Annotated in this window: 20 protein-coding genes; 10 read left to right on the top strand and 10 right to left on the bottom strand. The window is 72.9% G+C overall.

The window, feature by feature from the left end; genetic code table 11:
- Positions 1-55 precede the first annotated feature (55 nt).
- Positions 56-727, top strand: a complete 672-nt coding sequence (locus tag ACIP5M_RS24170; protein ID WP_401200394.1) for a pentapeptide repeat-containing protein — start codon at positions 56-58, stop codon at positions 725-727.
- A 564-nt stretch (positions 728-1,291) separates the two neighbouring features.
- Here ACIP5M_RS24170 and ACIP5M_RS24165 read toward each other — a convergent pair.
- Genes ACIP5M_RS24165 through ACIP5M_RS24155 form a run of 3 tightly spaced genes read right to left on the bottom strand, consistent with a single transcriptional unit; the run spans position 1,292 to position 3,643 of the window.
- Positions 1,292-1,795 (bottom strand): hypothetical protein, encoded by a 504-nt coding sequence (locus tag ACIP5M_RS24165; protein WP_401200650.1) that lies wholly within the window; start codon positions 1,793-1,795, stop codon positions 1,292-1,294.
- Positions 1,796-1,841: 46 nt separating this feature from the next.
- Complete coding sequence (locus ACIP5M_RS24160; protein WP_401200391.1) at positions 1,842-2,465, bottom strand: response regulator; 624 nt, start codon at positions 2,463-2,465, stop codon at positions 1,842-1,844.
- Positions 2,462-3,643 (bottom strand): sensor histidine kinase, encoded by a 1,182-nt coding sequence (locus ACIP5M_RS24155; RefSeq protein WP_401200649.1) that lies wholly within the window; start codon positions 3,641-3,643, stop codon positions 2,462-2,464. Before ACIP5M_RS24155 ends, ACIP5M_RS24160 begins: the two co-directional genes overlap by 4 nt.
- Positions 3,644-4,203: 560 nt before the next feature.
- Between ACIP5M_RS24155 and ACIP5M_RS24150 the strand changes: the two genes are divergently transcribed.
- Together ACIP5M_RS24150 and ACIP5M_RS24145 are read left to right on the top strand one after the other, a co-directional pair.
- Entirely contained in the window at positions 4,204-4,758 is a 555-nt protein-coding gene (locus ACIP5M_RS24150) for a heme-binding protein (RefSeq protein WP_401200388.1), read from the top strand.
- A 32-nt stretch (positions 4,759-4,790) separates the two neighbouring features.
- Positions 4,791-6,215, top strand: a complete 1,425-nt coding sequence (locus tag ACIP5M_RS24145) for a M1 family metallopeptidase (protein WP_401200385.1) — start codon at positions 4,791-4,793, stop codon at positions 6,213-6,215.
- 28 nt (positions 6,216-6,243) lie between these two features.
- On the opposite strand, the gene ACIP5M_RS24140 is transcribed toward ACIP5M_RS24145, so the two are convergent.
- Complete coding sequence (locus ACIP5M_RS24140; protein ID WP_401200382.1) at positions 6,244-6,780, bottom strand: GNAT family N-acetyltransferase; 537 nt, start codon at positions 6,778-6,780, stop codon at positions 6,244-6,246.
- An 85-nt stretch (positions 6,781-6,865) separates the two neighbouring features.
- Complete coding sequence (locus ACIP5M_RS24135; RefSeq protein ID WP_401200379.1) at positions 6,866-7,441, bottom strand: TerD family protein; 576 nt, start codon at positions 7,439-7,441, stop codon at positions 6,866-6,868.
- Positions 7,442-7,581: 140 nt separating this feature from the next.
- On the opposite strand from ACIP5M_RS24135, the gene arfB reads away from it, so the two are divergent.
- Positions 7,582-8,007 carry an alternative ribosome rescue aminoacyl-tRNA hydrolase ArfB gene (gene arfB / locus ACIP5M_RS24130; protein WP_401200377.1) on the top strand — a complete coding sequence of 142 codons (426 nt, stop codon included), beginning with the start codon at positions 7,582-7,584 and terminating at the stop codon, positions 8,005-8,007.
- A 70-nt stretch (positions 8,008-8,077) separates the two neighbouring features.
- Here the strand turns inward: arfB and ACIP5M_RS24125 are convergent, their stop codons facing one another.
- Complete coding sequence (locus ACIP5M_RS24125) at positions 8,078-8,590, bottom strand: flavin reductase family protein (RefSeq protein ID WP_401200374.1); 513 nt, start codon at positions 8,588-8,590, stop codon at positions 8,078-8,080.
- 395 nt (positions 8,591-8,985) lie between these two features.
- On the opposite strand from ACIP5M_RS24125, the gene cdgB reads away from it, so the two are divergent.
- Both cdgB and ACIP5M_RS24115 read left to right on the top strand, forming a co-directional pair.
- Positions 8,986-10,740: a diguanylate cyclase CdgB gene (cdgB, locus tag ACIP5M_RS24120; RefSeq protein WP_401200372.1), complete on the top strand. Its 1,755-nt coding sequence runs from the start codon at positions 8,986-8,988 to the stop codon at positions 10,738-10,740.
- A 68-nt stretch (positions 10,741-10,808) separates the two neighbouring features.
- A complete protein-coding gene (locus ACIP5M_RS24115; RefSeq protein ID WP_401200369.1) occupies positions 10,809-11,834 on the top strand; it encodes a CBM35 domain-containing protein in 1,026 nt (341 codons plus the stop codon).
- 28 nt (positions 11,835-11,862) lie between these two features.
- On the opposite strand, the gene ACIP5M_RS24110 is transcribed toward ACIP5M_RS24115, so the two are convergent.
- The 3 genes from ACIP5M_RS24110 to ACIP5M_RS24100 form a co-directional block, all read right to left on the bottom strand.
- Positions 11,863-12,792, bottom strand: coding sequence for a 1-phosphofructokinase family hexose kinase (locus ACIP5M_RS24110; RefSeq protein ID WP_401200366.1), 930 nt, complete (start codon positions 12,790-12,792; stop codon positions 11,863-11,865).
- A 102-nt stretch (positions 12,793-12,894) separates the two neighbouring features.
- On the bottom strand, positions 12,895-14,064 hold the full coding sequence (gene nagA / locus ACIP5M_RS24105) for an N-acetylglucosamine-6-phosphate deacetylase (RefSeq protein ID WP_401200363.1): 1,170 nt from the start codon (positions 14,062-14,064) through the stop codon (positions 12,895-12,897).
- Positions 14,064-14,996, bottom strand: coding sequence for an ROK family protein (locus ACIP5M_RS24100; protein WP_401200647.1), 933 nt, complete (start codon positions 14,994-14,996; stop codon positions 14,064-14,066). The genes nagA and ACIP5M_RS24100 overlap by 1 nt, the downstream gene beginning before the upstream one ends.
- A gap of 176 nt (positions 14,997-15,172) precedes the next feature.
- Here ACIP5M_RS24100 and ACIP5M_RS24095 point away from each other — a divergent pair, with 176 nt between their 5' ends.
- The 4 genes from ACIP5M_RS24095 to ACIP5M_RS24080 all read left to right on the top strand — a co-directional run bounded on the left by ACIP5M_RS24095 (position 15,173) and on the right by ACIP5M_RS24080 (position 20,661).
- The gene (locus ACIP5M_RS24095; RefSeq protein ID WP_401200360.1) at positions 15,173-16,474 is read left to right on the top strand and encodes an ABC transporter substrate-binding protein; all 1,302 of its coding nucleotides are present in this window, start codon (positions 15,173-15,175) and stop codon (positions 16,472-16,474) included.
- A 95-nt stretch (positions 16,475-16,569) separates the two neighbouring features.
- A complete protein-coding gene (locus tag ACIP5M_RS24090; RefSeq protein ID WP_382644321.1) occupies positions 16,570-16,806 on the top strand; it encodes a DUF3263 domain-containing protein in 237 nt (78 codons plus the stop codon).
- Positions 16,807-16,848: 42 nt separating this feature from the next.
- Positions 16,849-17,703, top strand: coding sequence for a trehalose-phosphatase (otsB, locus tag ACIP5M_RS24085; protein WP_401200356.1), 855 nt, complete (start codon positions 16,849-16,851; stop codon positions 17,701-17,703).
- 141 nt (positions 17,704-17,844) lie between these two features.
- Positions 17,845-20,661 (top strand): hypothetical protein, encoded by a 2,817-nt coding sequence (locus tag ACIP5M_RS24080; protein WP_401200354.1) that lies wholly within the window; start codon positions 17,845-17,847, stop codon positions 20,659-20,661.
- Positions 20,662-20,722: 61 nt separating this feature from the next.
- On the opposite strand, the gene ACIP5M_RS24075 is transcribed toward ACIP5M_RS24080, so the two are convergent.
- Positions 20,723-22,186, bottom strand: coding sequence for a trehalose-6-phosphate synthase (locus ACIP5M_RS24075; RefSeq protein WP_401200352.1), 1,464 nt, complete (start codon positions 22,184-22,186; stop codon positions 20,723-20,725).
- Positions 22,187-22,225: the final 39 nt, after the last annotated feature.

The following is a 22,225-nucleotide window of genomic DNA, read 5'->3' as shown; positions in this document are numbered from 1 at the left end:
AGCGTGGTTGAGGTCAAGGGGCGGCGTTGTCAGAGGGGTCCGTCACGATGGGCACATGGTGCGCAAGGGGCAGGAAACGGTGAAGGCGGCGCGGCGGCCGGAGGTGCGGCTGCCGGAGCCGGCGGTGTGGGAGGGCGGCGAGCTGGAGCCCGACGGGGACTACGACGGGCTGGAGTTCGCGGATCTGGACTGGGCGGGGCAGGAAGGGGTCGGGGCCCGGTTCATGGACTGCGCGGTGCGGCGGTGCGTGCTGGACGGGACGGGGCTGGCGAAGGCGCGGTTCGTGGACGCGGTCCTGGAGGGGGTCCGGGGCGTGGGCACGGACCTGTCGGAGGCGTCGTTGCGGGACGTGGAGGTGGTGGACGCGCGGCTGGGCGGGGTGCAGTTGCACGGGGCCGTGCTGGAGCGGGTGGTGGTGCGGGGCGGCAAGATCGACTACCTGAACCTGCGGAGGGCACGGCTGAAGGACGTGGTCTTCGAGGGGTGCGTGCTGGTGGAGCCGGATTTCGCGGGGGCGGTGCTGGAGCGGGTGGAGTTCCGGGACTGCGTGGTGCGCGGGGTGGACTTCAGCGGGGCGCGGATGACGGACGTGGACCTGCGGGCGGCGGGCGTGCTGGAGATCGCGCGCGGGGTGGACGCGCTGGCCGGGGCGGTGATCAGTCCGGCGCAGCTGTTCGACTTGGCGCCGGCGCTTGCTGCGCAGCTGGGGGTACGGGTGATCGCGTAGTCGGCGGGGCGTTGGGGGTGCGCCCCCGCGCCGGGGGTGGGGCGGCTGCGCGGCGATGCGGCCGCGCGGTACCCCCGGCGGGGGTTCGGGCTGCGTCCGGGCGGGGGCGGCCGTGTTGCGCGCAGCGGGGCGTTCGTGCCGGGGGCGGGGTGGTTCCGGCGGGGACGGGCGCGCGCCGGGGCACCTCCTCGGGCGCCGAACGTGGCCAGGGGGTGGGCAGTTCTGCGGGACAGTGTTCGGCGCCCTGCGGGGGCGCCCCGGCACACACCCGTCCCCACCGGAACCTGGGTGCGCGTCCTGGCGCACACCCGTCCCCGCCGGGACCTGGGCCGCGCCCTGCGGGGGCGCCCCGGCACACACCCGTCCCCACCGGAACCTGGGTGCGCGTCCTGGCGCACACCCGTCCCCGCCGGGACCTGGGGCCGCGCCCCGCGGGGGCGTTCCGGCACGCGCGCGTCCCCGTTGGGATCTGGGTGCGCGTCCTGCCGCGGGGGCGTTCCGGCGCACACCCGTTCCCGCCGGGATCTCGGTCTGCGGGAGGCCTCTGGTTTCGGCGGGGGCCGGCTACGCCGGGACTCGGGGGAAGCGGGCCTGGAGGGTCCAGATGGCGGGGTTGTCGGCCAGGCCGTCGTGCATGTCGGTGAGGTCCGCGATGAGGTCGTGCAGGAAGTCACGGGCCTCGCGGCGCAGCAGGCGGTGGCTGAAGGTCAGCGGCGCTTCCTCGGCCGGCATCCAGTCGGCCTCGATGTCGACCCAGCCGAAGCGGCGCTCGAAGAGCATGCGGTCCGTGGACTCGGTGAAGTCGAGCTCGGCGTACTGGCGGTTGGCGGAGCGGCTGCCGCGAGGGTCCTGGTCGAGCTGCTCGACGATGTCGCACAGGGCCCAGGCGAAGTCCAGTACGGGCACCCAGCCCCAGGCCGTGGACACCTCGCGGTCGGCGTGGGTGTCGGCGAGGTACACGTCCCCGCAGAACAGGTCGTGGCGCAGGCTGTGGACGTCCGCCGAGCGGTAGTCGGTCTGCGGGGGGTCGGGGAAGCGCCGGGAGAGGGAGTAGCCGATGTCGAGCACGTACCCGATGGTGTCACGGGTGTCGGCGGCCCTCACCCCCGGCCGATCAGGACGGCAGGAGGCGTTGTTCCTTCGCCACCGAGACCGCGCCCGCGCGGGTGTCGACGCCGAGCTTGTCGTAGATGCGGCCCAGGTGGGTCTTCACGGTGGCCTCGCTGATGAACAGGGCACGGGCGATGTCGCGGTTGCCGAGGCCCCGGGCCAGCTGGCCGAGGATGTCCAGCTCGCGGTCGGTCAGGGTGGGGCGGGTACCGCGCATGTGCGCCATGACACGGCTGGCCACCGGCGGGGAGAGGGTGGTGCGGCCCTGGGCGGCGGAGTGGATCGCCGCGAAGAGCTCCTCGGGGCGTTCCGCCTTCAGGAGGTAGCCGGTGGCGCCCGCGCCGATGGCCCGGGTGATGTCGGCGTCGGTGTCGTAGGTGGTCAGGACCAGCACGTGCGGGGGCCGGGGGAGGGCGGTGATGCGGCGGGTGGCTTCGACGCCGTCGATGCCCTCGCCCAGCTGGAGGTCCATCAGGACCACGTCGGGGTGCAGTTTGGCCGCCATGGCGACGGCCTCCTCGCCGCTGCCCGCCTCGCCGAGCACCTCGATGTCCGGCTCGCTGCCGAGCAGGGCGAGCAGGCCGGCGCGTACCACCACGTGGTCGTCGCAGAGCAGGATCGTCGTCATGGGGCCGGCTCCAAGGGGATGGCCGCGGAGAGGACCGTGCCCTCGCCCGGCGTGGATTCGATCGTCAGGGTGCCGCCGAGCTGGCGGACGCGGGCGCGCATCGCCGGGAGGCCGTGTCCGCGCTGCGCGGTGGCGGCGCGGGGTTCGGCGAAGCCGTGGCCGTCGTCGGCGATGTCCAGGACCACCTGGTCCCCCAGGAAGCTCAGGGTGAGCGCCGCCGTACGGGCGCCGGAGTGCTCCCGGATGTTGGCCAGCGCGCCCTGGGCTATGCGCAGCAGGGCGGACTGGACGCGGTCGGGGAGGGGGGCCGGGCTGCCTTCGAGGTGGAAGCGGACCTCGATGTCCGGGCCGGCGTCCAGCGCGCGCAGGGCGTCGGCGAGTCCGGCGCCGCCGGCGAGCTCGGCCGGGGCCAGGTCGTGGACGAGCCGGCGGGCCTCGGCGAGGCCGCGGGCCGCGATGCCGGTGGCGGTACGGACGTGCGCGCGGGCGGTGGCCTGGTCGGTCTCCCAGGTGCGGTCCGCGGCCTGGAGCAGCATCTGCTGGCTCGACAGGTTCTGGGCGAGGGTGTCGTGGATCTCCATGGACAGCCGCTGGCGCTCGGCGAGGGTGCCTTCGCGGCGTTCGGTGGCGGCCAGTTCGCGGCGGGTGCGGATCAGGTCGTCGATCAGCGCGCGCTGGGCCTGGGCCTGGCGCTCCATGTGGACGAAGACGGCGGTGGCGAGGGCGGCGACGGCGGGCGGGGCCAGGAGCAGGTTGGGGTCGAAGGCGGTGGCGAGGCGGAGCTGGGCGATGACGACGAAGACGGTGAGGAGGGCGACGAGGACGATCGCGGCGCGTGGGGGGAGGGTGCGGAGGGCGGTGAAGAAGAGGGGGACGGCGCACCAGGCGAAGCTGGGGGCCAGGACGACCAGGACCACCCAGGTGGCGACGACCAGGCCGAGCCAGAGGAGGCGGCTGGGGGGATGGGTCGCGCGGGCCGCGCCGGTCGCGCCGGTCGCGCGGGTCGCGCGGGTGTCGGTGGCGGGGGGCTGGGTGGCGCCGACCGCGGGGCCGAGGACGTAGAGCAGGGCCAGGGCGATGCTGAGGGCGATGACCCAGGGGGTGCGGGGTTCGCCGGGGTGGCGCAGGAGGAAACGGGCCACCGAGGCGCCGAGGAGGAGGAAGAACGCCGCGTGCATGACGGTGGCCAGGGTGCGGGTGTTCGGGTTCCGCGGCGGGGGAGGCTGCGGGGCGGGGGTCACGGGGGCTCCTGGGGTGGCGGCGTGTGTCCATTTTGCCGGGTCCCGGTGTGGGGAGCCGGGTGCGGCGCCGTTTCCGGGGCTCCGCCCCGGGCCCCGCGCCTCAAGCGCCGGCGGGGCTGGTTTTGGCTCGGTGGGGTGGGTGGGTGCGGGTTCCGGGTGGGGCTCCGCCCCGGGCTTCGCTCCTCGGGGTTGTGCCCCGGGCTCCGGGGATGGGGGCTTCGCCCCGGGGGCCGGGACCAGCCAATAGGGCCGGGGGTGGCGGGCGCATCGACCGATCGGATGACCCTTGGGTCAGCCGGTGTGGTTGGTGGGGGGAGCCGGTACGGGGACGGGGGAGCGGGGGGATGCGGGACAGGCTGGGAGCAGTGAAGGAGCCGGGCGGGTCAGTGCCGCCGGGGCACCGGCACTCCCAGTCCCAGTCCAGTTCCAGGCCTGGTCGTGCTGCCGTGGTGTTGCTGCGGCATGCGACCTCTCCGCAGTCGTTCTCAGGAGCAGAGATGAACACCCGTACCCGCGTCCTCACCGGTACCGCCCTCGCCCTCGCGCTCGGCGCCGGGACCTTCGGGGCCGTCAGTGCCACCGCCAGCGCCGCCCCGGCCGGTGCGCCGGCCGCCGCCTCCGCCAAGAAGGACGTGAACGGCAAGAACTTCACGACCACGACCCACCTCACCATCGACGCCGCCACCCGCGCCGCCCAGGCCTCTCTGGACGCCGCGCAGAAGGAGAACCAGAAGGTGACGGTCGCGGTCGTGGACCGCAACGGCAACACCATCGTCACCCTCCGCGGCGACGGCGCGGGCCCGCAGTCCTACGAGTCGGCCACGCGCAAGGCCTTCACCGCCGTGTCCTGGAACGCCCCGACCTCGGTGCTCGTGGGCCGCCTCGCCCAGGCCCCGAACCTGAAGGACATCCCCGGCACCCTCTTCCTCGGCGGCGGTGTCCCGGTGCAGGCCGACGGCGCCCCGGTCGCGGGCATCGGCGTGGCCGGCGCCCCGAGCGGCGACCTGGACGAGAAGTTCGCCAAGGCGGGCGTCGAGGCCCTCGCCCAGTAGTTTCCGCAGGCCCCCCGCTTAGGATCGAACGCGTGGAACTCCGCGCCTTCTCCCGCCTCGCCGCCCCTGCCGCGGCCGCCCTGCTCGCCCTCACCACGGCGTGTACGGGGGGCCCCGTGCAGGGGCGGCCGGGTGCGTCGGGGCTGCGCGATCCGTACTTCCCCAAGGCGGGCAACGGCGGCTACCAGGTCGATCACTACGCCCTGGACCTGGACTACGACCCGGCCGACGGGGAATTGCGGGCCACGGCCGTCATCACGGCCCGTGCGGAGCAGGGGCTCAGCTCCTTCAACCTCGACCTGAGCGGCCTGAAGGTCGAGGGCGTGAGCGTGCAGGGCGAGCCGGCCCGCCACAACCGGACCGGCAACGAGCTGACGGTGCGGCCCGCCGACGACCTGAAGAAGGGCGAGGTCTTCCGCGTCGAGGTCGACTACGGCGGCAAGCCGTTGACCATCGCGGACCGGGACGGCGCCAAGGAGGGCTGGATCCCCACAGAGGGCCGTCCCCCCGGCGGCGCGGTCGGCGTCGGCGAGCCCGTCGGCTCGATGGCCTGGTTCCCCGGCAACCACCACCCCAGCGACAAGGCCACGTACGACATCACGCTGACCGTCCCGCACGGCTACGAGGCCGTGTCGAACGGCGAGTTGCGCTCCCGCACCGACACCGGGGACGGGCGGACCGAGTTCGCCTGGCACAGCCCCGAGCCGATGGCGAGCTACCTTGCGACCGCGGTCGTGGGTCCGTACAAGGTGACGACCGGGAAGACGCCGTCGGGCGTGACCGTCTACAACGCGGTGGCGCCGGGGGAGGTGGCCGCGAGCGAGGGCGCGCTCGCGCGGCTGCCGGAGGTGATGGAGTGGGCCGGCGGCCGGTTCGGACCGTACCCCTTCACCACGACGGGTGCGATCGTGCTGCCGAAGGGGAGCCTGACCTACGCGCTGGAGACCCAGACCCGGCCCGTCTTCTCCGGTGCGCCCGCGGAGGAGGACCTGGTGGTGCACGAGCTCGCCCACCAGTGGTTCGGCGACTCGGTGTCGCCGAAGTCCTGGAAGGACATGTGGCTCAACGAGGGCTTCGCCACCTACGCGGAGTGGCTGTGGTCCGAGGACCACGGCGGCCACACCGCCGAGGAGTACTTCCGGGCCTTCCTGACCGGCGACACGGACGTGGACGAGGACGCGGGCTCCGACTGGGCCGGCTTCCCGCCCGCCGCCCCGCCGGGGCCCGAGTACATCTCCGGGTACCCGGTGTACTACCGCGGTGCGATGGTCCTGCACCGGATCCGCCAGGAGGTGGGCGATGCGGAGTTCTTCTCGCTGGTTCGCGGCTGGGCCGCCGACCACCGGCACGGGAACGCGAGTACGGCCGATTTCACGGCCTACGCCGAGGAGCGCACGGGCCACGACCTGAAGGAGGTCTGGGACGTGTGGCTGTACGGGAAGGACCGCCCGCGCTGAGCGACACCCGCTCGACCCCCTGGACCCGCTAAACCCTCAAGACCCCTTGGTCCAGCGGCTTGCGCAACACCGTGCACGCGCGGCCCCGTTCGCGGTCCTCGGCCCGGCGCAGCGGGGCGTACCCCCGCGACTGCCAGAAGGCGAGGGCCGTGGGGTTGTCGTCGAGTACGGCGATCCGCACTCCGGTGCGTCCCGCGGCGCGGAAGCGGTCCTCGAGCAGGGTGGTGACGGCGCGGCCGTAGCCCTCGCGGTGCGCGGTGGCGTCGATGAACAGCAGGCCGATCCACGGGTCCGGGTCCTCGGAGGCAGGGTCCGGGTGGTGGGCGAGGGTGGCGGCCAGGCCGACGAGGCGGCCGGCGGAGCGGGCGAGGAGGATCTCGGCGCCGTCGTGGGCGAGTTCGCCGGCGAGGGAGGCCGCGACCTGTTCGACCGTGATGCGGTTCGGGTCGGGGAAGTCGCCGCTCAGTTCGAAGAAGGCGTGGTTCGTGGAGTACAGGGCGGCGATCTCGGTCAGGACCGGGCCGGGCAGGGCGCCGTCCACGGGGACGAGCGGTTGGAGAATCACCTGTGAACGGTAGCGAAGCCCCCTCTCCGGACGGCGAGAGGGGGCTTTCACCGCGGAATTTTCAGCCGCGGACGCGTGGGACGGCTCAGACGTTGACGCCGAAGTCCTGCGCGATGCCGGTGAGGCCGGAGGCGTAACCCTGGCCGACCGCGCGGAACTTCCACTCGGCGCCGTTGCGGTAGAGCTCGCCGAAGACCATCGCGGTCTCGGTCGCCGCGTCCTCGGAGAGGTCGTAGCGGGCGATCTCGGTGCCGCCGGCCTGGTTCACGACGCGGATGTACGCGTTGCGGACCTGGCCGAAGTTCTGGCTGCGGGTCTCGGCGTCGTAGATGGAGACCGGGAAGACGATCTTGTCCACGTCGGCCGGGAGGCCGGCGAGGTTGACGTTGATCGCCTCGTCGTCGCCGGAGCCCTCGCCGGTGCGGTTGTCACCGGTGTGGACGATGGTCTGGTCCGGGGTGGACTTGTTGTTGAAGAAGACGAAGTGGCCGTCGGAGACGACCTTGCCCATCGCGTTCACGGCGATGGCCGAGGCGTCGAGGTCGAAGTCGACACCGGTGGTGGTCCGGACGTCCCAGCCGAGGCCGACCGTGACGGCAGCGAGGCCCGGGGCCTCCTTCGTGAGCGAGACGTTGCCGCCCTTGGACAGGCTGACAGCCATGGGAATGTCCCTTTCCTCATCCGACATGCACGTACAGGCGGTCAAACTACCGCTGACCTCTATAACGCGACGAGGGGGCGGTCGGGTTCCCGGGCGAAATGCGGGTGACGGCGGTGGGGCGGGGGCGGATCATAGGGGGCATGCCTGGTCCTTATGTCATCCGCGGTTCGGTCGTGCTCCCCGAGGGCGAGCTCGCCTGGCGCTTTTCGCGGTCCTCGGGGCCGGGCGGGCAGCACGTGAACACCTCGGACTCGCGCGTGGAGCTGCTGTTCGACCTGGGGGCGACGAAGGCGCTGCCGGAGGTGTGGAAGGAGCGGGCGCTCGAGCGGCTGGCGTCGCGTCTGGTGGACGGGGTGGTGACCGTACGGGCCTCCGAGCACCGGTCGCAGTTCCGCAACCGGGAGATGGCGCTGGTCCGGCTGGCCTCGCTGCTGGCGGAGGCGACGGCACCGCCGCCGAAGCCGAGGCGGGCGACGAAGATTCCGCGGGGGATCAACGAGCGTCGGCTGCGGGAGAAGAAGGCCCGTGCCGAGACCAAGCGGGGGCGCACCGGCCGGGACTGGTAGGCGCCGGACGGCCCGCTGCCGCGCCGCTTTCCGCGGCCGGGCCCCGGCGGACCGTCACGGCGTCACGGCGTCACGCGCCCAAGTGGCGGTAGCGGCCGCGGAAGTAGGTCAGGGGCTGCGCGTCCGGGTTGGGCTGGGCGGCGGTGAGGACGCGGCCGATGACCAGGGTGTGGTCGCCCGCCTCGACGCGGTTCTCCGTGCGGCATTCGAGGGTGGCCAGGGCGCCGGTCAGCAGGGGGGCGCCGGAGGCGCCGCCGCGTTCGTAGGCGACGTCCGCGAAGAGCAGCCGGTCGCTGATGCGGCCCTTCATCGCGAAGCGGCCCGCGACCTGGAGCTGGTGTTCGGAGAGGACCGAGACGGCCCACAGCGGCTGTTCGGCCAGCAGGTCGTCCATCCGGGAGCCCTCGCGCAGGCTGACCAGGACCAGGGGCGGGTCCAGGGACACGGACATGAAGGCGGTCGCCGTCATGCCGACGTCCTCGCCGCGCGGGCCGTCCGCCGTCAGGGCGGGCTCGTGTGCGGTGATCAGGCACACGCCCGCCGCCAGCCGGGACATGGCGGCACGGAATTCGTCGTTGCTCACTCCCTCAGCATGCGGGGTCGGCCGGGGCGGGGCCGGTACCCGGGTGGGTACGGGCGTCGGCACGGGCAGCGGTGCGGGGGTCGTTTTCGGCACGGTCGAACGCTAATCTCGCCCTTCCGTCCGGCACATCGGGCCACGGTCCGAGTCGCGTCCCCGCCCCTGGGACTAGGCCCGGGCGTATCGTTTGCTCTCGGGAAGGGCGGGGAGCGCTCCCAGTCCTCACCCGGCGCGTCGGGCCTCGTTATTCATCTCATGTGACTTGAGTCACACAGGGCAAGATTTGTTGACCCTGTGTACCTGCCGCACAGCTCACTGTGATTCAGTGGACGGGACACCGCAACGAAACGCCGATGACAAACCTGGAGTTGCTGTCGAGGTCTCGGGGAGAGCGAGCAATGGAGACCGAGTCGGAGCCGTACGTCCGTCTTGCGACCCTGCGGCAGCTGCACCGGGTGGTGGCCGAACTCAACACGGCCAGGAGCCTGGCGGACACTCTGCAGACCGTCGTGGACGGCATCGTCGTGGGCCTCGGCTACGAACTCGCCTGTGTCAACCTCGTACGCCCGGACGGTGATCTCGTCGTCGCCGCCTTCGCCGGCGACCCCGCCGCCGAGGCCCTCATCACCGGCCGCGTCGGCTCCCGCTCCTCCTGGGAACGCCGCCTGGCGATGGGCGAGAACTGGGACGGCCTCCGCTTCATCGCGCACACCGAGGGCTGGGTCCTCATGGAGGACGACGTCCCCCAGTGGCACACGGAGGGCCCCGAACCGCGGTTCCAGGACGAGTGGCACCCCGAGGACCGGCTCTACGCCCCCATGTATGCGTCCGGCGGGGAACTTCTGGGTGTCATTTCGGTGGACAGACCGCGCAACGGGCGCCGGCCCGGCGCCTGGGGCCGCGAAGCGCTCCAGATGTACGCCTTCCAGGCGGCGATTGCGATCAGCAATGCCAGGCTCCGCGCCAACATGCAGCGCGCCCTCGTCCGGCTGGAGCGCGAGCAGCAGGCGCTGCGGGCCAGTGAAGAGTCGTTCCGGCAGGCCTTCGAATACGCGCCCAGCGGCATGGCCATCGCCGAGATGGGCGGGGACCAGCACGGCCGGCTGCTGCGGACCAACGACGCGCTGTGCCGGCTGCTGGGCCGACCGGCCTCGGTCCTGCGCCGCTACTCCTTCTCCGACCTGGTGCATCCGGAGGACATCGGGACGCTGCTGCGGACCTCGGCCGAGGGCGGCCGCGCCGAGCTGAGGCTCGGGCGGCGCGACGGCACGTATGTATGGGTCTCGCTGCGCAACTCCGTCGTGGCGGACGCCGCCGACGGGCCGCGGTTCCTGCTCACGCACGTCGAGGACATCGAGGAGCGCAAGCGCCACGAGCTCCAGCTCGCCCACCGCGCCAGCCACGACTCGCTGACCGGGCTGCCCAACAGCGCCGAGCTGCGCGCACGGCTCGGGGCGCGGCTCTGCCGCAGGCCGCAGTCCGTACGGGCCACCGCGGTCGAGGCCCTGGACGCGGCCTTCGAGGGGCGTGAGGACCACGCGGTGTACGGCGGGCACGAAGTACGCGTCGGAGCGGGGGCGGGTGGTGCCGGCGAGCACGGCTTTCATCCCGACGTCTCCGAGCAGCAGCCCGGCCCCGGGGCCGGGCCCGGCGGGGACTCCTTCGCCTACTCCGGGGTGCCCGCGGCCCGCACGGACGGCCCGTACGACCACCACGTGCACACCGTGGCGCCCGCGAGCGACGTCGACGACGGGACGAAGGGGCTCGCGGTGCTCTTCTGCGACCTCGACGGCTTCAAGTCGATCAACGACCGGTTCGGGCACCACACGGGGGACGCGGTCCTGATCGAGGTGGCCCGGCGGCTCACGACGGGCGTCAGGGACGGTGACACCGTCGCCCGGCTGGGTGGTGACGAATTCGTCGTCCTCGCCGACGGACTGGGCGCCGCGGACGCCGCCGATCTCGCCGTCCGGCTGCGCAACGCGATCATCCCGCCGATCCGGGTGGACGGGCGTGCGGTGCGTGTCGGGGCCAGTTTCGGCATCGGCTGGGCCAGCTGCGGCATGTCCGCGGAGGAGGTCCTGCGCTCCGCCGACCAGCGGATGTACATCGAGAAGAGGTCCCGCTCGAAGGCGCACCGCCGGGCCGGCTGAGGTGATCGGACGCCCGTGGGCGCACGTGTTCGGGGTAGGCTCCCGGGGGTCGAAAGGAGTGACCTGCGATGACGACGCCCGCGAACAACGGCCCGCACGGTGGGGCGAACAAGCCCGAGGACGATGATCCGTTCGGCTATCTCTACGCGGACGGCCAGGCGGCCGGTGCCGCCCCGCCCGCTGCGGGCGGTGGATACGGCTACCCGGGCCCCGCGGCCGGTGGTCATCCCGGCGCACAGCCCGGAGTTCCGCGCACCTCCCACCACCAGGTCCGCACGGTCGGTGAGCGCAGGAACGCCGGCGGTCAGCGCGGACAGGTGCCGGCCCAGCAGCCGGCCTACCAGGCGCAGTACCAGGCCCCCGAGGCGCTCCAGGCGGGCGGCTACGGCGTTCCGCCGCAGCAGCAGGCCCCGCAGCACCAGACGCAGTCGATCAGCCACTCCGGCGGTCACGGCGGCCACGGCGGCGGCGGTTCCAGCCGCAGGGGCCTGCTCATCGCGGCCGTCGCGGTGGTCGGCGCGGTCGTGATCGGCATCGGCGCCGCCCTGGCCTTCGGCAACAAGGACAAGGACAAGCGCGACGACGCCGCGAACGCCGGCCAGAACCAGACGGCGCCCTCGCAGAACGCCTCGCAGCCGGCCCCGAGCGGCAGCCCCAAGCCGTCCGAGGCTCCGCTGCCGAAGGCCGACTTCGCCGGCGCGGGCATGTCCCTCACCGGCGGCGCCGCCCTGGAGAGCGTCGTGCCGGGCGCGAAGAGCGCGGGCGGCCAGTACGTGGGCGGCCTCAACCAGCTGGGCGCGGCGGCCACCTGGTCGCTGGAGGTCCCCAAGGCGGGCAAGTACAAGCTGAAGATGACCTACGGGGTGCCGGGCAAGGACGCCAACACCACGCTGACCGTCAACGGCGAGGCGCAGACCCGGCCGATCAACATGAAGAACTTCTCCAAGGCCGCCGAGGGCGACTGGGCCAAGGGCTGGACCAACACCTACTCACTGGTGGACCTCAAGCAGGGCGCCAACACGATCAGGATCTCGTGCGAGGCGGGCAACCAGTGCGACGTGAAGCTCGACCAGCTCTGGCTGGAACAGGGCTGAGCCGGTCCACTTCCCCGGCCAAGGCCGTCTAGACGGCCGCCGTCGTCGTGACCTTCACCGACCCCCGTACCTCGTCGTAGGTGCGGGGGTCGAACTCTCCCGCCGCCGGGGCGAGCACCGTGGCCGCCGAGAGGGCGACCGCGCGGGCCAGCCGCTCCGGCCAGTCCAGGCCCTCCGTCAGGGCGGACAGCAGGCCGGCCACCGCGGAGTCGCCGGCTCCGGTGGGGTTGCCGGACAGGGCGCGGGGCGGGGCCGCCTGCCAGGTGCCCTCGGGGGTGGCGGCCAGCAGCCCGTCCGGGCCGAGCGAGGTGACCACCGCGTGGGCGCCCCGGCGGCGGGCGTCGCGGGTGGCGGGGAGCGGCTCGCGGGAGCCGGTCAGCTCGGCCAGCTCGGCGGCGTTCGGCTTGATGATCTCGGGGCGGGCGGCGACCCCGCGGCGCAGGGCCTCGCCGCTGGTGTCCAGCAGGACCGGGACCCCGGCCGCGCGGGCGGCCCGTACGAGCACCGCGTACGCGCCCACCGGCACGCCCGGGGGCAGGCTGCCGCACAGGGCCACGGCGTCCGCGCCGGCCAGCAGGGACTCGTACCGGTCGAGGAACCGCGTCCACTCCGCGGGAGTGATCAGCGGGCCCGGCTCGTTGAACTGGGTGGTGTCGCCGGAGGCCTCGTCGACGACGGCGAGCGTGCGCCGCGTGCCGCCCGCGCAGGGCACCAGGGCGTCCACGACCTCCGGGGACCGCCGCGCCAGCAACTCCCGTACGAGGACGCCCGCCGGGCCGCCCGCGAAGCCGGTCGCCGTCACCGGGTGGCCGAGCGCGCCCAGCACCCGGGCCACGTTGATCCCCTTGCCGCCGGGCCGCTCGGCGACGTCGGAGACCCGGTGCGAGGCGTGCGGGAGCAGCCGCGGCACACGGTAGGTGACGTCGAGCGCGGTGTTGAGCGTCACGGTCAGGATCATGAAGGGCACCCCCGGGGTTGTTGCTGCCGGGATCATGCCAAACAGAAGGCGGTCGGCCCAGTCCTGTGGGCCGACCGCCCCGTGCGTACAGCCGCTTGGCCGTCAGGGGGCGGGCGGTGCCCCCGGGCTGACGACCCATTCGCCGCGCCGCATGACGCCCTTGAGCGAGAAGCCGGCGTCCAGGACGACGAGGTCCGCGTACTTGCCGGGCTCCAGCGAGCCGATCTCGTCGTACAGGCCGATCAGCTTGGCCGGGTTGGCGGAGATCGCCTGGACCACGGACTCCACCGGCAGCTTGTCGACCGTCACCGACCGCTTGAAGGCGGTGTCCAAGGTGAGCGTCGAGCCGGCGATGGAGCCGCCCTCCACGAGCCGGGCCACGCCGTCCTTGACCTCGACCTCCAACGGGCCCAGGTGGTACGTCCCGTCGCCGAAACCGGCCGCGTCCATCGCGTCGGTGATCAGCGCCACGCGGTGTGCGCCCGCGTGGTGGAAGGCCAGCTCCAGGGCGGCCGGGTGCAGGTGGGTCCCGTCGTTGATGAGCTCGATGGTGATCCGCTCGTCCTCCAGCAGGGCCGCGATGGGGCCCGGTTCGCGGTGGGCGAGGGCCGGCATCGCGTTGAAGAGGTGGGTGGCCACGGTCGCGCCCGCGTCGATGGCCGCGCGCGTCTGCTCGTACGTCGCGTCCGTGTGCCCGATCGCCGCGATGACCCCGTGCTCGGCCAGCAGCCGTACGGAGTCCAGGCCGCCCGGGAGTTCGGTGGCGAGAGTGAACATGCGGGCGGCGCCGTGGGCGGCGTCGATGAGCTTGCGGACCTCGGCCGGGTCGGGGTCCCGGAGCAGGTCCTCCTTGTGCGCGCCCTTGCGGCAGGCGTTGATGAACGGCCCCTCGAAGTGGATGCCGGCGATCTCGCCCTGCTGCGTCAGCTCGGCGAGCAGCCCGGCCCGCCGGGCCAGTCCGTCCAGGTCCCCGGTGACGGTGGAGGCGACCAGGGTGGTGGTCCCGTGCTCGCGGTGGGTCCGTACGCCCTTCAGGACCTCCTCGGCGGTGCCGGAGGTGAAGGAGGCGCCGCCGCCGCCGTGGTTGTGCATGTCCACGAAGCCGGGGACGACCCAGTGCCCGGACAGGTCCACGACCCGCGCGCCCTCCCGGGCGCTGCCGGCGATCCGGTCGCCGTCGACGATGACCCGGCCGTTCGCGACGGTTCCGGTGGGCAGGACCACCCTGGCGCCGGAGAGAACAGTGCTGTGCTCGCTTCCGCTTCCGGACATCAGGCAGGTACCTCCGTGGCGAGTAGGTCCCAGGCGAGCAGCCCTGCGCCCAGGCATCCGGCGGTGTCCCCGAGGGCCGCCGGCACGATGTGGGGGAGCCGCTGGAACGTCACGCGCTCCTCCACGGCCGTCCGTAGTGGTGTGAACAAGGTTTCCCCCGCCTCGGCGAGCCCGCCACCGATGATCAGCGTGCGCGGGTCCAGCAGGGTGATCGCGGTGACCAGCCCGTCGGCGAGCGCGCCGACGGCGGCCAGCCACACCTCGCGGGCGCGGGGGTCGCCGGACGCGACGGCCTTGGCGCAGTCGGCGGCGTCGGCGTCGGGGTCGCCGCAGGCGGCCGCCCAGGCGCGGCTGACCGCGGAGGCGGAGGCGAGGGTCTCCAGGCAGCCGTGCTGGCCGCAGCCGCAGGCGGGGCCGCCGGGGCGTACCACGATGTGGCCGATCTCGCCCGCGTAGCCGTGGGCTCCGGCTTCGATGCGGCCGGCGATGCCGATGGCTCCGGCGATGCCGGTGCCGAGGGGGACGAAGAGGAAGCGGTCGGCGTCCCGGCCGGCGCCGATGCGGCCTTCGGCGAGTCCGCCCGTGCGCACGTCGTGGCCGAGGGCCACCGGGATCCCGCCGAGGCGGGCGCTGAGGAGCTCCCGCATCGGTACGTCGCGCCAGCCCAGGTTCGCCGCGTAGACCGCGATCCCGTTGTCGGCGTCGACGATGCCGGGGACGGCGACGCCGGCGGCCGAGGCGGGCTGCCCGAAGTGCTCGCGGCCGGTGTCGCGCAGCTCGGCGGCGAAGTCGAGGATCGTCTCGACGACGGCCCCGGGGCCCCGTTCGCGGCCGGTGGCGCGGCGCGCTTCGTGGAGCAGGGTGCCGTCGGCGGCGACCAGGGCGGCCTTCATCCCGGTGCCGCCCACATCGAGGGCGATGACGTGTTTCACGGGTTTCACAGGGGACAGTCTCGCGTGCTCGGCGGGGAAAGGTCTAGTCCATTGAGAGGGATTGTTGAGCGGCCATACAAATCGAGGCCCCGGTGGGGAGCCGGATGTGGAACAGCCGCCAAAGTGGTGTAGACCTTACGTGGATCGTACGTACAACAAGGGGTGGAACGAGAACTGTGAAGCGCCGTTACCTGCCGGGCCTCGCCGCGTCCTGCGCCGCGCTGAGCCTGACCGCGACACTGACGGGCTGTGGCGCCGCCGGCGGACTCACCGGGAACAACGAGGTGACCCTGCGGGTCGTGGCGGCCGACTACGGGGACAATCCGCAGAACTCCTCGCAGACGTACTGGCAGGGCCTCGCCGACGGCTTCGAGAAGGACAACCCCGGCGTGAAGGTCGAGGTCAGCGTCTACTCCTGGTCGCAGGTCGACGCCAAGGTCGCCGAGATGGTCAAGGCGGGCAAGGCCCCCGACATCGCGCAGATCGGCGCCTACGCCGACTACGCGGAGGCGGGCAAGCTCTACACGGCGGACGAGCTGCTCTCCGTCAAGACCGAGGCCGACTTCCTCGGGCCGCTCGCCGACGCGGGCAAGGTCAAGCGGGTCCAGTACGGGCTGCCCTTCGTGGCCAGCACCCGGCTGCTCTTCTACAACGAGAAGCTGCTGGCCGACGCCGGGGTCATCCCGAAGGACTCCAAGGCCGGCTGGCAGCCCAAGAGCTGGGCGGAGCTGGAGGCGGCCGCCAAGAAGCTCAAGGGCGCGGGCGTCGCGACCCCCTTCGCGCTGCCGCTGGGCCGCGAGGAGGCGCAGGCCGAGACGATGATGTGGATGCTGGCGGGCGGTGGCGGCTACACCGACAACGAGGAGGAGTACACCCTCGACTCCGCCGAGAACGTCCGGACGCTGGAGTTCCTGCGCGACAGGATGGTCGGGCAGGGGCTGACGGGGCCGGTCGAACCGGCGAAGCTCGACCGGCAGGCCGCCTTCGACGCCTTCACGCGGGGCGAGGTCGGCATGCTCAACGGACACCCGACGCTGCTCAAGCAGGCGGCCGGGAAGGGCGTCAAGTTCGGCATGGTGACCATGCCGACCGCCGACGGCACCGAGCACTCGGCGATGGGCGTCGCGGACTGGGTGATGGCCTTCAAGAACGGCCACCGGAAGGAGGCCGGGAAGTTCCTGGACCGCCTGTACGAGCCGAAGAACGTGACCGCCTTCACCAACACGTACGACCTGCTGCCGGCGACCACGAGCGGGTACCGGGCCATGGCGAACGGCACGGCGGGCTCCGCGCCGCAGCTGAAGACCTTCCTCGACGCGCTGCCCACCTCGAAGCTGTACCCGGTGGGCAAGAAGTCCTGGGCGGGCGTCAGCGAGGACATCAAGCGGAACATCGGCACGAGCGTGCAGCCGGGCGGACAGCCGGCGAAGGTCCTGGAGGACATCGCGACGGCGGCGCGGGCGGCCGACCAGAGGTGACGGCGGCGACGGCGGTGAGGGCGGTGACGGCGGCGGCAGCGGCGGCGGCGGTGACGGGCCGCCGCGGTGTCAGCGGTCGGCGTTAATCTGGCGGTATGACGGACGAGGGGCAGCTGACGGCCACCGAGGCCGCGGTGCTCGCGTACGAGGCACGCACCTGGCCCGGGCCCGGCGCCAAGGAGCGGGCGATACGGGAGGGGCTGGGGATGACCCCGGTCCGCTACTACCAGCTGCTCAACGTACTGATGGACGACCCGCGCGCGCTCGCCCACGCGCCGGGCACGGTGAACCGGCTGCGGCGCATCCGCGAGGCCCAGCGGGCCAGGCGGTAGGCACCGTAGCCGTCCTCGGGCGGGGCCGTTAGGGTCGTGCGTATGGGGAGCCAGCCGAACGACCGCGACCTGCCGATGCCCGTCACCGCAGCCGGACGCGAGGGACTCGAAGCCCTGCTCCGCGCACCGCGCCGATCCGTGATCGCCCTGGACTTCGACGGCACCCTCGCCGAGATCGTCCCGGACCCGGACCAGGCCCGGGCCCACCCCGGGGCCGTACCCGCCCTTGCGGCACTCGCCCCCGAGGTGGCGTCGGTGGCCGTCGTCACCGGCCGGCCGGCGGGGGTCGCCGTCCGCTACGGGGGCTTCGCCGGGGTCCCCGGACTGGAACACCTGGTGGTCCTCGGCCACTACGGGGCCGAGCGGTGGGACGCCGTCACCGGCATCGTCCAGGCACCCGCCGAGCACCCCGGTGTGGCGGCGGTCCGGGCCGAGCTGCCGGGGTTCCTGGAGTCGATCGGGGCCTGGCGCGGCACGTGGATCGAGGAGAAGGGCCGGGCCCTGGCCGTCCACACCCGGCGGGCGGCCGACCCGGAGGCGGCCTTCGCCGCCCTGCGGGAACCGCTGGCCGAGCTGGCCGCGCGGCACGGGCTGATGGTCGAGCCGGGACGGGCGGTACTGGAGCTCAGGCCGCCGGGGATGGACAAGGGGGTCGCCCTGACGGAGTTCCTGGCGGAGACGGACGCGGAAGCGGTGCTGTACGCCGGGGACGACCTGGGTGACCTCGCCGCGTACTCGGCGGTCGAGAAGCGGCGTGCGGACGGTCTGCCGGGCCTGTTGCTGTGCAGCGGCTCGGCGGAGGTCCCGGAGCTCGCGGCCCGCGCCGACCTGGTCCTCCCCGGACCGGCCGCCGTGGCGTCCTTCCTGGCCACCCTGGCCGGCACCCTCCGAGCCTGACCGCCGCGGGGTGCGGGGCGGGGCCCGGGCAGCCGGGGCGGAGCCCCGGGGAGGGGTGTGCGACGATCACTCGTCGCACATCACCCTGGGGGGTTCATGCCAATGTCTTCGGTGTCCGAGAGACGCCCGATTCCCGCCGTATTGACGTTCCTTCTCGCCGTCCTCGCCACACTCCTCCTGCCGGTGGGCGCCGCTCAGGCCGCGCCGGCCGCCGAGAACTGCGTCGCCGTCGCCGCGGGACGGTACTCGGGTACGTTCGCCACCGCCGGGCAGACGCACTGCCTGGAGCTGCCGAGCCCGCAGGGCGCCCGGATCGCCGCCCTCACCTCGCGTGGCGGCGCGGGCGTGAGCGTCCAGGTCGAGGTGGTGGACCGCAACGGCGCCGCCCAGTGCGCCGCCGGCGATCTCGTCCGGGGCGAGTGCGCCCTGACCGGGACGGCGCCGTTCCGTGCCCTCGTGCACGCCGACGACACCGCCGCGACCGGGCCGTACGGCGTCCACTTCGTCCGTACGGACGTACTCCAGGCGGACTGCCCGGTCTGGTCCGCGGGAAGCTTCGCCGATGACACCGCGGCCGTGCGGCTGGAGACCGGCAACGGCGTCTTCTCGCACTGCCTGACGATCCCGGCCGCCGCGCACTCCACTTCCGAGCTCCTCCGTACCCGCTACGGCCTCCCGGACGACACGGAGCTGTTCCCGGACTACGCGGTCAGCATCATCGACACCGAGGGCAACGGGCCGTCCTGCTACAGCCACCCCACCCCCGGGCAGCAGCTGCGCACCGACGGCCTCACCAGCTGCTACTTCACCGCCGGCAAGGCGTACACCGTGCTCCTGGAGGGCCAGGACGCCCCGCGCAGCCACACCCTGGACCGCCGGGACGTCACCGCCACGGCCAAGGGCTGCACCACCTCCGCCGCGACGGCGATCGGGGCCCCTGCCACGACCGGAACGTCCGGCCAGAACGGCACCCTGCGCTGCCACCGGATCACCACCGCCGCCGCCACGGACCGGTTGAACGTCAACGTCCGGGACGCCCACGACAGCACGCACATGCTGATCATGGACAACGGCGGCGGCATCGCCTGCCACCCGACCACCTGGACATGCCCGCTCACCGGCTCCACCGGCTACCAGGTCGTCACCCAGGTCCCCGAGAACTGGACCCTGCCCGCCTCCTACCGCCTCGACGCCTGGCGGATCGCCACGGCCGCCGGACCCGCGCCCGAGTGCACGCGCGCCGGGTCGGTCGCGTACGGGTACGGGCCCCTGACCGGCACTCTCTCCGCGGAGCGCACCGGCGTGTGCGCCGTCCTGCCGAGCGTCCAGGGTGACGAGTTCAGGGCCGACATCACCGCCACGGACGGCGGGCAGTCGACCCCGGAGCCCGCGCTGTACAACGGCACCGGGCGCAACCTGTGCCAGGGCAGCTCGTCCCCCTACAAGTGCGACGGCGTCGACCAGAGCCTGTTCGTCCTCGCGCTGCCGGACCGGGCGGAGCGTACGGCGTACCGCGCCGAGCTCGTCTGCACCAACGCGCCCTGCGGCCCTGAGGAGCTGTCGGTCGGGGCGGTCACGCCGAACACCGCCCAGAGCGGTACGGTCGCGACCCTCACCGTCCAGGGCACCGCGCTGAGCATGAACACCACCGTCCAGCTGACCGGCGGCCCGGCGCCGCTGACGGCCAAGACCGTCTCGGTCTCCGCCGACGCCCGGACGCTCAAGGCGACGGTGGACCTGCGCACGGCCCCCGCCGGCATCTGGAACATCACCGTCAACGCGCTCAACCACCAGTACTCGCGCGGCACGCTGACGGTGACGCCGCCCGCGGGCTCCGGCCAGGGCACGTACAAGCCGATCACGCCGACGCGGTTGATGGACACTCGTGAGGGTCTGGGTGTGCCGAAGGCGAAGGTGGGTCAGGGTGGGACGGTGACCTTGCAGGTCACGGGTACGGCGGGGATTCCGGCGTCGGGGGTGACGGCGGTGGTCCTGAACGTCACGGCGACCGATCCGACCGCCGGTAGTTACGTGTCGGTGTATCCGAACGGGACGACGCGTACGAGTGCGTCGAACCTGAACTTCGTCGCGGGGCAGACGATTCCCAATCTGGTCGTCGTGCCGGTGGTGAACGGGAAGGTCAGCTTCTACAACAACGCGGGGTCGGTCGACCTCATCGCGGATGTGGCCGGTTACTACACGACCGATGGCACGGGCTCCACGTACAAGCCGATCACGCCGACGCGGTTGATGGACACTCGTGAGGGTCTGGGTGTGCCGAAGGCGAAGGTGGGTCAGGGTGGGACGGTGACCTTGCAGGTCACGGGTACGGCGGGGATTCCGGCGTCGGGGGTGACGGCGGTGGTCCTGAACGTCACGGCGACCGATCCGACCGCCGGTAGTTACGTGTCGGTGTATCCGAACGGGACGACGCGTACGAGTGCGTCGAACCTGAACTTCGTCGCGGGGCAGACGATTCCCAATCTGGTCGTCGTGCCGGTGGTGAACGGGAAGGTCAGCTTCTACAACAACGCGGGCTCGGTCGACCTCATCGCGGATGTGGCCGGTTACTACACGACCGATGGCACGGGCTCCACGTACAAGCCGATCACGCCGACGCGGTTGATGGACACCCGTGAGGGTCTGGGTGTGCCGAAGGCGAAGGTGGGTCAGGGCGGGACGGTGACCTTGCAGGTCACGGGTACGGCGGGGATTCCGGCGACCGGGGTGACGGCGGTGGTCCTGAACGTCACGGCGACCGATCCGACGGCCGGTAGTTACGTGTCGGTGTATCCGAACGGGACGACGCGTACGAGTGCGTCGAACCTGAACTTCGTCGCGGGGCAGACGATTCCGAATCTGGTCGTCGTGCCGGTGGTGAACGGGAAGGTCAGCTTCTACAACAACGCGGGCTCGGTCGACCTCATCGCCGACGTCGCCGGTTACTACACGACGTAACACCGCACAGACCCGCCCCGGCGCCGGCCCGTTCCTCGGCCGGCACCGGGGCGCGTCCGCCTCAGCCGCGAAGGTCGGCCAGTTGGGCCGCGAACCACCGGGTCGGGGGAAGGGCCGTGGCGGCGGCGGCCAGACGCTTCGTGCGCTCCGCGCGCTCGGCGGACGGCATCGAGAGGGCCGCGTGCAGGGCCTCGGCCGTCGCCGACACGTCGTACGGGTTCACGGTCAGCGCGTCCTCGCGAAGCTCCCCGTACGCCCCCGCCCCCGTCGACAGGACCAGCGCGCAGCCCGCCTCCGAGACGACCGGGATCTCCTTCGCCACCAGGTTCATCCCGTCCCGCACCGGGTTCACCAGCGCCACGTCCGCCATCCGGTACGCCGCCAGCGACCGCGCGAAGTCGTCCTGCACCGACACCAGGACCGGCTGCCAGCCGCCCTCCTCGCCGAACTCCGCGTTGATCTCGTCGGCGAGCTCCCGCACCGCCGCCGTGTACGAGCGGTACTCCTCCAGGTCCTGCCGGGACGGGTACGCCGAGGCCATGTGCACGACCCGCCCGCGCCACTCGGGGTGCGCGACCAGCAGTTCCCGGTAGGCGAGCAGGCCGCGCAGGATGTTCTTCGACAGCTCCGTGCGGTCCACACGGACGATCGTCTTCAGGTCGCCGACCTCCGCCCGCAGCGCCGCCAGCTTGTCGTCGACCTCGGGCCGGTACGCCAGCGCCCGCAGCTCGTCCGCGTCCACGCCGAGGGGGTACGTGGCCACCTCGGTGAACCGGCGCTCCAGCAGCCCGCTCCCGTCCGGGGCCGCCTTTCGGTGCCACACCCCGGGGGTGCCCCCGCTCGGCCAGACCCCCTCGGCGGCCCCGCTCCCGTCGTCGATGCCCGCGCCCCGGACGAAGTCGGCGGCCCACGCCCGGGTGTGGAAGCCCAGCCGGTCCGCCCCCAGCATCCCCCACAGCAGCCGCGTGCGGATGTCCTCCGGCAGCATCCGCAGGAACTCGGGCGAAGCCCACGGCGTGTGCGTGAAGTGCCCGATCCGCAGGTCCGGCCGCAGCTCCCGGAGCAAGCCCGGCACGAGCGCCAGCTGGTAGTCCTGCACCAGCACGCAGGCCCCTTCCGCCGCCTCCTGGGCGATGGCCTGCGCGAAGGCCCGGTTGTACTCCGTGTACGCGCCCCAACGCCGCCGGAACTCCGCGTCGAAGACCGGCTCGCGCGGGATGTCGTACAGGTGGTGGTGGGTGAACCACAGCACCGAGTTGGCGATGCCGTTGTACGCGTCGTCGTACACCGTGGGATCGATGTCCAGCATCCGGACGCCCGGCTCGGCGACACCCCGGCGCACCGCCTCCCGGTCCCCCTCCGAGAGGGCCGCGCAGATCCACAGCGCGTCCGGTTGTTCCGCGAGCGCCACGGAGAGGCCGGAGACGAGACCGCCCCCGCCGCGCCGGGCACTGAGCGTGCCGTCGGCGGCGAGGGCGTAGGAGAGCGGGCCGCGGTTCGCTGCAACGAGTACCTGAGAAGCCATGCGGCCAACCTAGCCCGGCCCGCGCGTCCTCAAACGTCC

Source organism: Streptomyces sp. NPDC088762 (assembly GCF_044750905.1).
Classification (GTDB): Bacteria; Actinomycetota; Actinomycetes; order Streptomycetales; family Streptomycetaceae; genus Streptomyces.
The sequence above is the reverse complement of the archived record's forward strand: the minus strand, read 5'-3'. Positions and strand labels throughout refer to the sequence as shown.

Bases quoted from the DNA above. Each gene is read 5' to 3' on its own strand.
- arfB (WP_401200377.1), top strand. From the start codon at position 7,582: ATGCCTGGTCCTTATGTCATCCGCGGTTCGGTCGTGCTCCCCGAGGGC.
- ACIP5M_RS24170 (WP_401200394.1), top strand. From the start codon at position 56: ATGGTGCGCAAGGGGCAGGAAACGGTGAAGGCGGCGCGGCGGCCGGAG.
- cdgB (WP_401200372.1), top strand. From the start codon at position 8,986: ATGGAGACCGAGTCGGAGCCGTACGTCCGTCTTGCGACCCTGCGGCAG.
- ACIP5M_RS24075 (WP_401200352.1), bottom strand. From the start codon at position 22,186: ATGGCTTCTCAGGTACTCGTTGCAGCGAACCGCGGCCCGCTCTCCTAC.
- otsB (WP_401200356.1), top strand. From the start codon at position 16,849: ATGGGGAGCCAGCCGAACGACCGCGACCTGCCGATGCCCGTCACCGCA.
- ACIP5M_RS24160 (WP_401200391.1), bottom strand. From the start codon at position 2,465: ATGACGACGATCCTGCTCTGCGACGACCACGTGGTGGTACGCGCCGGC.
- ACIP5M_RS24135 (WP_401200379.1), bottom strand. From the start codon at position 7,441: ATGGCTGTCAGCCTGTCCAAGGGCGGCAACGTCTCGCTCACGAAGGAG.
- ACIP5M_RS24090 (WP_382644321.1), top strand. From the start codon at position 16,570: ATGACGGACGAGGGGCAGCTGACGGCCACCGAGGCCGCGGTGCTCGCG.
- ACIP5M_RS24150 (WP_401200388.1), top strand. From the start codon at position 4,204: ATGAACACCCGTACCCGCGTCCTCACCGGTACCGCCCTCGCCCTCGCG.
- ACIP5M_RS24115 (WP_401200369.1), top strand. From the start codon at position 10,809: ATGACGACGCCCGCGAACAACGGCCCGCACGGTGGGGCGAACAAGCCC.
- nagA (WP_401200363.1), bottom strand. From the start codon at position 14,064: ATGTCCGGAAGCGGAAGCGAGCACAGCACTGTTCTCTCCGGCGCCAGG.
- ACIP5M_RS24155 (WP_401200649.1), bottom strand. From the start codon at position 3,643: ATGCACGCGGCGTTCTTCCTCCTCCTCGGCGCCTCGGTGGCCCGTTTC.
- ACIP5M_RS24110 (WP_401200366.1), bottom strand. From the start codon at position 12,792: ATGATCCTGACCGTGACGCTCAACACCGCGCTCGACGTCACCTACCGT.